Source organism: Clostridium luticellarii (genome assembly GCF_002995845.1).
In the GTDB taxonomy this organism is placed as follows: domain Bacteria; phylum Bacillota; class Clostridia; order Clostridiales; family Clostridiaceae; genus Clostridium_B; species Clostridium_B luticellarii.
Map to the genome: position 1 here is coordinate 1 of NZ_PVXP01000017.1, position 13,347 is coordinate 13,347.

Here is a 13,347-nt window from a genome sequence, read left to right on the forward strand (position 1 = left end):
ATAAACAGGCCGACACCAATTGTACCGCCTAAAGCAATTAATTCGATATGACGTGCTTTCAAGCCACGTGTTAATTCTTTTTCTTCCACTTAAAATATCTCCCTTCAAGATGTCTATTAATAAATTAGTTTTTTCTGCAGAGACTTGTTTGTTATTCTCCAAACAATATATTATCATATATTAGCATAAATTTTTATTATTTAGCATAATTTTATATTTTTTTATTTGAATATTAATTCATTAAATTAATTGAACAAAATATCATAATATTTTGAAAATTATTCTTGCTTTATAAAGTTGTATTGACATAAAAATCAATTTATAGTAATCTATCATATAGACCAGTTATTATAATTTTATTTGTGGAAGGATATATCTTATGAATTCTAAAAATAATTCAAGAGAAAAAATACTTAATACTGCCACTAAGCTTTTCCAAATCAATGGATTCAATGCTACCGGATTGAATGAAATTTTAAAAGAAAGCAAATCGCCAAAGGGTTCTCTTTATTACTATTTTCCAGACGGTAAAGATCAACTGGCGTTAGAAGCAATTCAATTGGCAAGCAAATCTATAATAGAAAGAGTAAAAACTACCCTGAATAAATATTCGGATCCCATTGAAGCTATAAAATATTTAATAGGTAATATAATAAATGATTTAGAAGAAGAAAACAAGCTTCAGGATATTTCAATAAGTTTAATAGCCTTAGAAACATATTCTTCAAATGAGAATTTGAGAAAAGCTTGTAAAGGTGCATTTACATCACTAAGCTATGTATATGCCGGTAAACTGGTTCAAAATGGATTTTCGAAACAAAAAGCTGATGAATTAGGCATGACCATTGAAATAATGATTGAAGGAGCTATTACCTTATCTGTTACAAGAAAAGACACCGTTCCACTTTTAACGATTAGTAATATTATAGATATTTTGTTGAGTCAAGATTAACATATATTTTATTAATCTTGTTAATGTTTAATTTTGATATATAGACTGGTCTAAATACCAAAAGGAGTTAATATATATGCTGCAACAAGAAAATTATTTACAGTCGAGAAAATACAATAAAAAAGTTATAATGTTTACATTACTTTTAGGAAGCTTTATAGCACTTTTCAATGAAACCATATTAAATATAGCCTTCCCCAAATTGATGGCAGAAATGAATGTTGGAGCTACAACAGTTCAATGGCTTACTACTGGTTATGTATTGGTAATTGCTATTTTAATGCCGGTTACAGCATTTCTAATGAACACTTTTACAACAAAGAGATTATTTATGGGAGCTGTTACTTTATTTTTAATTGGAACCATATGCGCATTTTTTTCTGCATCATTTCCATTACTATTGATATCTAGAATTATACAGGCATTTGGAACAAGCATGATGATACCAATTTTAATAAACACTGCACTTGCAATCCATCCACGAGAAAAACGCGGATTAGTGATGGGTACATGTATTTGTGTAGTATCATTGGGTCCCGCATTTGGCCCTACCTTTTCAGGCATATTGCTGCAATATTTTTCCTGGCATATACTGTTCTTGGTTTTGACTCCCTTTTTAGTAATATGCCTGGTTTTGGGATATATATTTCTGGAAAATGTCAATACGATAACTAAACCTAAAATAGATTATTTATCTATTTTGTTATCTGCTGCAGGAATTGCATGTATCATATATTCCATAAGTTCAATGTCCACTGTAAATATACTGGTGGTTTTGGGAATATTTATAGCTGGGGTAATATCGGTGATACTTTTTTGCAGGCGGCAGACATTACTTAAACAGCCGATGCTGCAAGTAAAATCATTTAAATACCCTGTATTTGCAAGAAGTATGTTAATAATAATGATTATTCAAATGCTGCAATTTTCCATGAATATAATATTACCTATGGTTTTAGAAAATGGATTTAAGACATCATCCCTGGTAACCGGAATTGTTTTATTACCAGCAACCCTTTTTAATGCACTTTTATCGCCGATGGCAGGTAAAGTATATGATAACATAGGGGAAAAAATAGTAATTCCTGGCGGAGTTTTATTAATGTGTATTTCAACCTTTATATTATCCAATATTACAAAATCAAATTCTATTTTAACGATTGTTATTTTGTACTGCTTTATATGTATAGGGTCAGCAATGGCTGCATCTAATACACAAACAACCGCACTTAATCAGCTGCCGGATAAATTTAGAGCAGATGGAATTGCAATTATAAATACTTTAATGCAAATAGCTGGTTGTTTGGGATCTTCATTATTTTTAGGGATTATGTCAATTTATGAAAATAAGTATTTGATAGTTTCTCACAGCAAAATAAGTGCTGCATTCTATGGATTTACTTCTTCTATTAGGTTTGCAGCTATTATATTAGTAATTGGATTTATATTATCATTAACATTGAAATATGATATTAAAAATAAATTACGTTGATTAAAAGAAAAATTATTTATAAAAATGAACCACATGTTAGAATTATTATATGGCTTTGGCCAGTAAACAATATTTCAATTTTATGTAGTGTTGAGTGACAAATTGGTTTTGGCTATCGAATTAATTTATATGATATAATTTATATGAAATAAATTAATAAAAGGAGGTTTGAAATATTTATAACTAGAATTTGAAGTTAGATTATTTATGATAAAACAGATAGAATATTCGAATGATCCTTAATATTGGGAGGTCTTATTTTGAAGATACTTGTCAGTGCATGCCTTATGGGTAAAAACTGTAAATATAACGGTGGAAATAATTATAATCCAAAAGTAGATGAATTTTTAACTGGAAAGGAAATTATTATGATTTGCCCGGAAATGCTGGCTCAATTGGGCATTCCTCGAAATTGTGCAGAAATAGCCAATGGAAAAGTAATAGATATTATGGGTAAGAATGTTGATAAAGACTATCGTAGAGGTGTCGATCTTGCCCTTAGGAAAGTACAAAACGAACAGATAGATTTGGCTATTTTACAGTCAAGGAGCCCAACTTGTGGGGTACATCAAATATATGATGGCAGTTTTTCTGGTACGCTTATTCAAGGTCAAGGATTGTTTGCAAAGGCTCTTATCAGCAGGGGATTTAAAGTTTTGGATGCGGATGAGTTTCAATGAATGTGATGTTCTAGCTAACATATACTTTATTAATATCTGATTTTAATATATAGGCTGGTCTAAAAATTTAAAAAATCTACACTATATAATGTAAGGGTATTATTTCTAGAGACTTTTATTTTCAAAGAGAATGAGGAGGTAATTTGATATTATGCTGCAACAACAGACATTTTCAAAGGCCAGAGTAGATGTAAAACATCCTTATCTGGTCATGTTGGGATTATATTTAGGTACATTTACTGGTATGTTCAGTGAAACATCACTAAATATTGCACTTCCACAATTGATGGACGCTTTTAATATCAGTGCGGGGATTGCCCAGTGGTTGGTTGTAGGTTATATGCTTGTGATTGGAATTATTCTGCCTTTTACTAGTTTACTGATGAAATGTTTTTCCGTAAGAAAACTTACAGTTTTTGCTTTAGGAGCATTTATGGTCGGCTCTCTTATCAGTGGTTTTGCACCCAATTTTAAACTTCTTCTAGCTGGACGTATGATTCAGGGAATTGGTACAGGAATGGTTCTTCCAATGATGTTTTCAGTTATTTTGGAGGTTTTTCCTCCAAATAAAATTGGCTCTGCCATGGGAGTAGCCTCTTTGGTCGTTATGTTTGCACCAGCAATTGGACCGACCCTTTCCGGAATATTTTTAGGAATGCTTTCCTGGCGCTGGATTTTCTTTTCTTTTGTTATTATATTGGCAGTTGCTGTGTTTTTTGCAGTAATCTATATGGTGAATCCTTATAAATTAACCAAACCTAAAATTGATGGAATATCCTGCTTGAGTTCCGTTATTGGATTTGGGGGTATAGTGCTGGGTGTTAGTCTGGTCAGTGAATTCGGATTTTCTGTTCCAGTTATTATGGCACTGATAATTGGTATTATTGCCATTGTATTTTATGCAAAAAGGCAAATGCAGATGGAAACTCCAGTTCTTGATTTAAAAGCTCTGACAGTCCCAAGATTCAGAACGGGAGCAATACTGGTGATGGTGAACTTTGGTATTGCATTATCGGCTATGTATTTGCTGCCCCAGTATATTCAAAACGGATTGTCGATTCCGGTGGCTACGGCTGGTTTGGTTTTGTTTCCAGGAGGGCTTATCAATGCCTTTGTTTCTTATCTTTCTGGTACACTTTATGATAAATTCGGAGCAAAATACCTTGTGAAAATTGGATTCTTTGCCTCGATTATGGGTATGATTTTATTACTGTTTACATCATCCAAAAGTTCTGCTGCTTATATAATTTTCTGCCATATTTTTTTAATGGTTGGTATTCCGCTGGTAATGTCTCCGGCACAGACAAGTGGATTGAATGCACTTCCGCAGAAACTGTCAAGAGATGGAAGTACCATTATAAATACAATGCAGCAGATAGTCGGTGCTATTAGTACCGCAATTGCAACATGTCTGCTTGGGATCGGACAAACTTTGTATTTATCTGACGGCGGCAGAAATAAAGCGGAAGCATTTGTGAATGGTTCCCATTACGGATTTTATTTTGCTCTGGCGCTTTCTATAATTGGATTTCTTATTTCCTTTAAAATCAAAGATACAAACAAAGCAAATAAAGTTTACTGAACAAGAGCAAAATATTTGCCGTACCCGGTTGTTTCCATGGAAAATCAAACAAACAGATGCCAGATATAATTATAATAATCAAGCTTTAAGCAATTTAAAGGGGGAAAATGCTATGGAAGATATTCCGGAAAGAACGCAAAAATATCTTGGTAACAAAGGATTGATTTTATTTCTTGCACTTTTAAGTGCATTTGTACCGCTGTCTACCGATCTTTATCTGCCGGCCCTTCCGGTTATGACAAGTTTTTTTCATGTGTCCGAGTTTGAGATGAATCTGACACTGATTCTGTTTTTCGTATTTTACAGTCTTGCAACATTGGTGTGGTCCTCTAAGCGATAAATATGGCCGCAGGCCAATTTTGCTCATTGGTCTGACTGGATAAACGATTAAGTGGGTAAAATTCAAAACCAGGAGAATAAGGAAACAGCAAGTAAAAATTTATAATTTTAAAATTTATCAAAATGAAACCGAGATATCATTATGAAATAAAAATAATCTCATAATGATATTTTTCTGTTTTTTGAATTGATTTAAGCAACGTAATTTGTCGATATTTTCATCTTAATAGGGATATAGTGCTGTATTGACAAGATTTCTGTATATATTGATGTTTTTGGCACGAATATTGCTGCTTAAAATAACTATACATAAAATTCAGGGGAGGTATAGTTGAAGTAATAGACAATACAGATGAAAACTATAGGATAAAACATCCTTATACTAAACTGCTGCTTGATTCAGTGCCTATAGATAATCCAAACAAGAGAAATGCAGTTTGACTAATATTAAAAAATTGGAGGAGGATATATGATGAACTTACAGTATATGGTGGAAGATAATTGGAGCAAAGCTGCTGAAGGGTACAGCGGCATAGTACAGAGAGAACTTCACAGTTTTAAAAAGGATGCATGGACAGAGCTCATATTAAAAAATGCACCGGATAAAAAAAAGCTGAAAGTGTTGGATATAGGAACCGGACCTGGTTTTTTTGCTGTTATTTTATCTTTGGCAGGACATGATGTTACTGCTGTTGACTGTACAGAAGAAATGATTGTACAGGCTCAAAAAAATGCAGAGGAGTCAGGAGTTAAACCACATTTTTATGTGATGGATAGTCATGATTTGGATTTTGAATATGAAAGCTTTGATCTGATTGTAAGCCGCAATGTGACCTGGACTCTGAGAAGTGCGGAAGCTGCTTATAGAGAATGGAAACGCCTGCTTAGAAAAGATGGAAGAATACTCATATTTGATGCCAATTGGAATTTATATTTTTATAATGAAGAATATAGAATAAACCATGAAAAGGATAAAAAGGATTATATCGCTAAATATGGAGAGGCTGCCTGCATAGATAATCACCCGGACAATGGAGATAGGTTCAGAAAAGCTATGCCCATGAATAAGAGATTGCGTCCTCAATGGGACTTTGATACTCTGATTAAAATCGGGTTTACCAAAATTTATTGTGAAATTGATGTCACAGAAAAAGTATGGGATGAGCATGAAAAATTAAAATACAGGTCAACACCGATGTTTATGCTGTCCATTGGGAAATGATAAATTCAGAGTTCTAAGTAATTGGAAAAAATACATTGATGGGGGGATTGAAATGACAAAGAACAGAGATGTGATGCAGTTGGCAAGAGCTGCTGTGCTTGTAGCAATTGCACTTATACTGCCGTATTTTTTTCACGGTATAAACAATGCAGGAAGCATTTTTCTGCCCATGCATATTCCAATTTTAATTGCAGGTTTTTTGCTTGAACCCAAATATTCAGTCATGGCAGGTGCAGCGGCTCCAGTGCTCAGTTTCCTGTTTACAGGAATGCCGCCTGTGCCCTATTTATATGTAATGGTATTGGAACTGGCTGCATACGGGCTTTTGATATCTGTTTTTTATAACAAGCTAAAGCTTAGAATGTATATGTCCCTAATTTTAGGTATGCTGGGGGGCAGAATAGTAAGCATAATTGGAACTTTTTTAATACTTCATATTATTATGGCCAGACCCTTTGATTTTATAACTGTGGTTTCAGGTCTGTTTATTACAGGGATTCCGGGAATAATAATACAGCTTGTATTTATACCAATTGTAGTGGGCGTACTTGAAAAAAATGTTTTAAAGGCTGGGATTAAAAATGGAAGATAGGGAATTTTTTAATGCAATAGCTGAAAAGTGGGATGATATGTGCTGTCATCCAAAAGAAAAAGTGAATCATGTAATTGAAAGTATAGACCTTGCTGAAGGGGAAAGAATTTTGGATGTGGGAAGCGGGACCGGAGTTCTTATACCTTATCTGGAGCAGAAAATAGGGAAAAGCGGCAGCATAACTGCAATTGATGTTGCAGAGAATATGATAAAGGTTTCCCAGAGAAAGAATAAGTACCCAAATTTAGATTTTCAGGTAGTTGATTTTTTTAAGCATGAAAGCAAAGAAAATTATGATTGCATAGTAGCTTATTCCTGTTATCCCCACTTAAAGGACAAGAAAAAATTTTTTGAGAAATCTTATGATATGCTGAATTCACAGGGGAAACTTGTAATAGCACATATAGAAGGTAAGGATAAAATAAATTCCCGTCATGGTGAAATAGAGGATAGAATAAACTCCAATTTACTGGTGGATATAGATAAATTGGCTGAGTTTGCAGAAAGAAGAGGCTTTTATCCACTTTATACTCAGGATGACAATGAGTTTTATATATATGTGGGAAAAAAGGTTTTAGATAGGGGGGAATTTGATGGAGACGATTATTCAAGATTACTGGGACAATAGGGCGGATACATACAGTGAAATGATAAGTGAAGAGATGAATAGTTTCAAAAGGAATAGCTGGAGTGAAATTATTAAAAACAAGGTTGCTTTGAAAGAGAATATAAAAGCACTGGATGTGGGAACTGGACCGGGTTTTTTTGGAATTATCATGGCTCAGATGGGATATCAGGTAACTGCAGTGGACGGATCGGAGGCCATGCTTCAGGAAGCTGAAAGAAATGCAGAAGTGGCGGGAGTAAATATAGATTTTATAAAAGGGGATGTGGAAAACCTTGACTTGCCTGAAGAGAGCTTTGATTTGATTATCAGCAGAAATGTCACCTGGACATTGAAAAATCCGGTTAGAACCTATGAAAATTGGTTTAAGCTTCTAAGGACTGGAGGAAAGCTTATTGTATTTGATGCAAACTGGTATCTTAGATTATCCTGTTCCAAGCTGCAGGATCAATATGCCAGGGATATGGATACAGCTTTTAAACTGGGCTATGACTGCAAAATCCATGAAAAGCAGATTAAAGTATGTGAAAATATTGCGAGGGATCTTCCGCTGACTTATAAGCTGCGTCCTGCATGGGATGAAGAGGTATTGATAAAGTGCGGGTTTTCAAAGGTTGATCTGGAAAATGATATTTCAGAGAAGATATATACTGAAGAGGAAAAAATGGCCTATAGAACTACGCCTATGTTCAGCATATGTGCATGGAAATTGTAAAATGCAGCCGCTGTATTCGAGACATTGAGGGAAAGAGGCGGTGAGGTGGATGCGTAAATACATATTTAAAAGATTGTTGTATTTGTTTCCAGTTCTATTTGGAATTACATTTTTAACATTTGCTCTTACGTATTTTTCACCGGGTGACCCTGCAGTGCTTATGCTGAATGCTACAGGGGTAACTCCTTCTCCGGAACTTGTAGAGAAAGTGAGGGGTGAATTGGGACTTGACAGACCTTTTCTGCTTCAGTATTTTAGCTGGCTGTCCGGTGTGATTAGAGGAGATTTTGGCATTTCCTACAAGTACAATAAACCGGTGCTGGATTTGATATTTGAAACACTTCCGGCTACTTTTAAACTTGCGGTCGTGTCCATCTTTCTGATGCTGCTCATAGCACTTCCGCTTGGCATTTTATCTGCACTTTATAAAAACAAGCTGGCTGATTATGTAATAAGAACTGTATCATTTTTTGGCATATCCATGCCTGGATTCTGGGTTGGTTTATTGTTAATGTATATATTTTCATTGAAGTTAAAAATTTTACCGGTCATGGGTGACTCAGGATGGACAAGTATTATACTGCCTTCGGCAACTTTGACTGTTGCAATGGCATCAAAATATACAAGGCAGCTGAGAGCCTCCATACTCGAGGAAATATCCCAGAATTATGTAGTTGGCGCCAGGTCGAGAGGAATTGGTAAATGGTGCATATTGCTGAAACATGTACTCAAGTGCTCTCTCTTATCAATTATAACTTTGCTGGGCTTGTCTCTTGGATCACTTCTTGGAGGAACAGCTATAGTTGAAACTATTTTTTCCTGGCCAGGAGTGGGGAAACTTGCCGTGGAGGGTATATTTACCAGAGATTATCCTCTGATACAGGGATATGTGGTGTGGATGACATTGATCTATGTATTTGTCAATCTTGCTGTAGATATTTCATACTACATTTTAGATCCTCGTATCCGATTGGAAAAGGGGGCTTGATATGAAGAGATTTGAAACATTTTTAAAGGATAATAAATTGTTTGTATTTCTCTGTATACTGGCATTGACTTTGATTGCGGCAGCTGTCACAGCACCTTTCCTGGCACCTAATGATCCCTTTAAAACGAATATGGCAAATTCCCTTCGGGAAAGCGGCGGCAGGTTTCCACTGGGTACTGATAATCTTGGCAGGTGTATTTTTTCGAGACTGCTCTATGGAGGTCAGAATTCTTTGAAGATGACTTTCAGCCTTGTTGTATCCGTATTTATAGTTGGCACGGCGGTGGGAACAGCAGCGGGGTATTTTGGAGGACTGGCCGATAATATTATAATGAGATTTTCCGATGTTTTTCTCGCTTTTCCTGGAATTATTTTTGCCATTGCCATTGCAGGAGTGCTTGGACCTAGTTCTATTAATACAGTTATAGCTTTGATTGCAGTAAATTGGGTAAAATATGCCAGGGTGAGCCGGAGCCTGGTCATGGCTGTAAAGGAAAAGGAGTATGTTAAATTGGCAAAAATGGGGGGGGCCAGAGAATATCAACTGATCTTGAAATATGTAGCGCCCAATATAATACCATCTCTTGTGGTAATGGCCACCATGGATATAGGTACTATGATGCTTGAAATATCGTCCCTGTCATTTTTGGGACTGGGTCCGCAGCCGCCTACTCCAGAGTGGGGTTATATGCTCAGTGAAGGCAGAAATTATATGCAGACCTCACCAGAGCTTATGATATATCCGGGTATTGCCATATTTATAACCGTCATGATATTTAATTTACTGGGAGATAGTATGAGAGACATACTGGATCCTAAAAAATAACATTGAGGAGGACTTGGTGAAAATGAAAATAAAAAAATATCTAGCAGTTATACTTTCAGTGATTTTTTTATGTGCAGGTTTTATAGGGTGTAAAAGTGAGAGTACTGCTGAAAAAAATGACAATGGACAATCAAAAAATATTGTATTTGGAGTAAATCAGTTTCCCAGCAGTCTGGATCCGGCAGAAGGATTCAACGGATGGTTTGTTTCCATGTATGGTGTAGGAGAGACACTGGTGAAGCTTGATAAAAATATGAAAATAGAACCACTGCTTGCTGATTCATGGAAAAGAGTGAATGATTTAACCTGGAAGTTTCATATTAAAGATGGAGCTAAGTTTCAAGATGGTACGCCTGTCAACGGTAAAACTGTAAAGGCTTCTCTGGAAAGGTCCCTGAAGTTAAATCCAAGAGCAGAGTCAATATTACCTATAGACTCTATAACAGAAGATGAACAATATGTTAGTATAAAAACAAAAACCTCCTATGAAGCATTTTTGGGAAACATTGCAGATCCGGTTGCCATAATAGTAAATACCAGTGCTGCAAAGGATACATTTACCAAAGCCCCCGTGTGTACAGGACCTTTTAAAGTTAAATCCTATGTTCCGGAGTCAAAGGTGGTGGTGGAAAAGAACAAAAACTATTGGGGAGATGAAGCCAAGATAGACGGGGCAGCTTTCAAATACATCAAAGATGCCAATACCCGGGCAATGGCGCTTCAGTCAGGAGAAATTGATGCGGCACAGAGTATTTCAAGCGACAACATATCCTTATTTGCCGACAAGTCCAAATACAATACAGATAAGATTACCAGTCTGAGAATAATAATGTCCTATGAAAATCTGAACAATGAATTTTTGAAGGATCCTGCAGTCCGCAAAGCCATAGCTCTGGGAGTGAATAGAGAATCCTATGCCAAGGATGTTTTAAAAGGCACTGCTGAAGCTGCAGTTGGACCTTTCCCTAAATCCCTGCCCTTTGGAGAAAACAATCTTACGTCATATAAATATGACAAGGAAGGGGCAGTCAAACTTTTAAACGAGGCTGGATATACGGATACTGACGGAGACGGCATAAGAGAAAAAAACGGGAAAAAGCTGCAATTGAACCTGGCATTTTACACAAGCCGTTCCGAGCTTCCGGTAATTGCACAGGCAATGCAGTCCGAGCTTAAGGAAATCGGCATAGCTGTTAAACTGCAGTCCTATGAATCAGTGACCAATGTGCTTAAAAGCGGCAGCTTCGATATCTGTTTGTATAGTGTGAATACTGCAACATCGGGAGATCCTCAGTCTTTTCTGGAATTGTATTTCAAGACCGGAGGAAGTGAAAATTATGGTAAATACAGTGATCCTGAAGTTGATTCTCTTATTGACAAGCTAAAAAATGAAAAAGATACTCAAAAAAGAAATTCTATTGCCATAGATGTACAGAAAAAATTGCTGGAGGATAATTCCGATATATTTTTAGTTACGCCAATGCTTAATCTGGTAAGCAAGAGTAACGTGAGCGGGCTGACTGTATATCCTGTTGATTATTACCTGCTTAACAGCAGTGTGTATATAAAATGATAGCTAAAAATATACTGGATATAAAAAATATATCTATAAAATACGGAGAACAGGCACCTGCAGTTGAAAATGTAAGCATGACAGTTAAAAATAAAGAAATAGTTGGGATTGTAGGTGAAAGCGGCAGTGGAAAATCCACGATTATAAGGGCTGTACTTGGACTTTTGCCTGCAGGAGCAGCTGTTTCCTCGGGAAATATAATTTTTAAAAATGAAGATATTCTCAATTATTCTGAAAGAAAATGGAGAGAAATACGGGGAAACAGGATGGCAGTGATATTTCAGGATTCAGGGGGATTTTTGACTCCTGTAAAAAAAGTAGGGAATCAATTTGTAGAAACTATAAGGAGTCATTTTCATATTTCAAAAAAGGAGGCTTTTGATAAAGCTGTTTTCATGATAAAAAAAATGGATATGGCAGATGCAGCTGCTGTAATGAATTCATATCCCTTTCAGCTGAGCGGCGGTATGAAACAGAGGGTTGCCATAGCCATGGCCATGGTTATGAAACCTGAACTTCTCCTGGCAGATGAACCTACCAGCGCTTTGGATGTAACTGTTCAGGCCCAGGTTGTAAGACAGATGGCTGAACTCAGAAAGAATTTTAATACAAGCATAGTGCTGGTTACCCATAACCTGGGAGTGGCAGCCTATATGTGTGATAAAATAGGAGTAATGCAGGAAGGAAGGCTGGTGGAGTGGGGAACTAAGGATCAGGTTATAAATAATCCAAGAAACAAGTATACTATGGAATTATTATCGGCGGTACCTGAATTGGAGGGATGTGATTTTGGAGGAAAAGAAGCAGCCTATACTGGAGATTGAAAATCTTACAAAACAATTTCAAATGGAGGATAAAAGAAGACTGACTGCAGTGAATGATGTGAGCCTGAAGCTGTATGAAGGGGAGTGCCTGGGTCTGGTTGGAGAAAGCGGCTGCGGTAAAAGCACCCTGGCAGATATGATAGTTCATCTTGAAGAACCTACTTCCGGAAAAATTATTTTCAGAAATCAGGATATTACCAATTTAAGAGGAGAAAAATTGAGGCAGAACAGGAGGAAAATTCAGATGATATTTCAAGATATCTCTGAAACCTTCAATCCCCGGATGAAGGTCTGGGAAACTATAGCTGAGCCTCTTTTGAATTTTAAACTCATAGATAAGCACAGTGCCCGTAAAAAAGCGGCAGAGCTTCTTGAAGCAGTGGGCATGAGTGAAAATTTTGCAGATAGATATCCCCATCAGCTGAGCGGAGGACAGCGGCAGAGAGTGGCAATAGCAAGGGCGGTATCCTTAAAACCTGAAATTATAATATGTGATGAAGTCACTTCAGCTCTGGATGTTTCCGTACAAAATCAGGTTCTTTCTCTCCTTGTGAATCTGCAGAGGAAAGAAAAATTGTCCTATATTTTTATCTGTCATGATCTGGCGGTGGTGAAAAATATAAGTCACAGGATTGTGGTTATGTATCTTGGAGAAATTGTTGAAATCATTCACAGCTGCAAACTCACTTCAAGTTCATGCCATCCTTATACAAAAGCCCTGCTGTCCTCCGTGCTGTCTGTTAAAAAAGCTGATAACAGCAGAATAGAAATAATTAAAGGTGAGCCGCCAAGCCCCGTTTGTCTACCTCCGGGATGCAGTTTCAGCTTCAGGTGTAAAAGATGCAGTGATGTATGTTTGAAAGAAAAGCCTGAATTAAAAGTAATAGGAAAAAGTCATTTAGTGGCTTGTCACTTATTTGATAAATAATGTATAGGC

13 protein-coding genes and 2 pseudogenes are annotated in these 13,347 nt (G+C 36.3%); 14 read left to right on the top strand and 1 reads right to left on the bottom strand.

Annotated elements, in window-relative coordinates:
- Positions 1–89 (bottom strand): annotated as a pseudogene (locus CLLU_RS19595) (amino acid permease); the annotation flags it as partial.
- A gap of 290 nt (positions 90–379) precedes the next feature.
- Here CLLU_RS19595 and CLLU_RS07800 point away from each other — a divergent pair.
- The 14 genes and pseudogenes from CLLU_RS07800 (at position 380) to CLLU_RS07865 (ending at position 13,338) form a co-directional block, all read left to right on the top strand.
- A complete protein-coding gene (locus tag CLLU_RS07800; RefSeq protein WP_106009181.1) occupies positions 380–952 on the top strand; it encodes a TetR/AcrR family transcriptional regulator in 573 nt (190 codons plus the stop codon).
- Positions 953–1,028: 76 nt separating this feature from the next.
- Positions 1,029–2,444 (top strand): MDR family MFS transporter, encoded by a 1,416-nt coding sequence (locus CLLU_RS07805; RefSeq protein ID WP_207655959.1) that lies wholly within the window; start codon positions 1,029–1,031, stop codon positions 2,442–2,444.
- Between the two features lie 260 nt (positions 2,445–2,704).
- Positions 2,705–3,124, top strand: coding sequence for a 2-thiouracil desulfurase family protein (locus CLLU_RS07810; RefSeq protein WP_106009182.1), 420 nt, complete (start codon positions 2,705–2,707; stop codon positions 3,122–3,124).
- A gap of 151 nt (positions 3,125–3,275) precedes the next feature.
- A complete protein-coding gene (locus tag CLLU_RS07815; RefSeq protein WP_106009183.1) occupies positions 3,276–4,706 on the top strand; it encodes a DHA2 family efflux MFS transporter permease subunit in 1,431 nt (476 codons plus the stop codon).
- A gap of 112 nt (positions 4,707–4,818) precedes the next feature.
- Positions 4,819–5,080 (top strand): annotated as a pseudogene (locus CLLU_RS07820) (MFS transporter); the annotation flags it as partial.
- A gap of 437 nt (positions 5,081–5,517) precedes the next feature.
- A complete protein-coding gene (locus CLLU_RS07825) occupies positions 5,518–6,267 on the top strand; it encodes a class I SAM-dependent methyltransferase (RefSeq protein WP_106009184.1) in 750 nt (249 codons plus the stop codon).
- A 52-nt stretch (positions 6,268–6,319) separates the two neighbouring features.
- Positions 6,320–6,859 (top strand): ECF transporter S component, encoded by a 540-nt coding sequence (locus CLLU_RS07830; protein ID WP_106009185.1) that lies wholly within the window; start codon positions 6,320–6,322, stop codon positions 6,857–6,859.
- Positions 6,849–7,487: a class I SAM-dependent DNA methyltransferase gene (locus tag CLLU_RS07835; RefSeq protein WP_106009186.1), complete on the top strand. Its 639-nt coding sequence runs from the start codon at positions 6,849–6,851 to the stop codon at positions 7,485–7,487. Before CLLU_RS07830 ends, CLLU_RS07835 begins: the two co-directional genes overlap by 11 nt.
- Positions 7,453–8,199 carry a class I SAM-dependent methyltransferase gene (locus CLLU_RS07840; protein ID WP_106009187.1) on the top strand — a complete coding sequence of 249 codons (747 nt, stop codon included), beginning with the start codon at positions 7,453–7,455 and terminating at the stop codon, positions 8,197–8,199. The genes CLLU_RS07835 and CLLU_RS07840 overlap by 35 nt, the downstream gene beginning before the upstream one ends.
- 49 nt (positions 8,200–8,248) lie before the next feature.
- Entirely contained in the window at positions 8,249–9,187 is a 939-nt protein-coding gene (gene nikB, locus CLLU_RS07845) for a nickel ABC transporter permease (protein WP_106009188.1), read from the top strand.
- 1 nt (position 9,188) lies between these two features.
- Positions 9,189–10,013 (top strand): nickel transporter permease, encoded by an 825-nt coding sequence (gene nikC, locus CLLU_RS07850; RefSeq protein ID WP_106009189.1) that lies wholly within the window; start codon positions 9,189–9,191, stop codon positions 10,011–10,013.
- Between the two features lie 22 nt (positions 10,014–10,035).
- Complete coding sequence (locus tag CLLU_RS07855; RefSeq protein ID WP_106009190.1) at positions 10,036–11,586, top strand: ABC transporter substrate-binding protein; 1,551 nt, start codon at positions 10,036–10,038, stop codon at positions 11,584–11,586.
- Entirely contained in the window at positions 11,583–12,410 is an 828-nt protein-coding gene (locus CLLU_RS07860) for an ABC transporter ATP-binding protein (RefSeq protein ID WP_106009191.1), read from the top strand. The genes CLLU_RS07855 and CLLU_RS07860 overlap by 4 nt, the downstream gene beginning before the upstream one ends.
- Positions 12,370–13,338 (top strand): ABC transporter ATP-binding protein, encoded by a 969-nt coding sequence (locus CLLU_RS07865; protein WP_338078774.1) that lies wholly within the window; start codon positions 12,370–12,372, stop codon positions 13,336–13,338. Before CLLU_RS07860 ends, CLLU_RS07865 begins: the two co-directional genes overlap by 41 nt.
- Positions 13,339–13,347 lie beyond the last annotated feature (9 nt).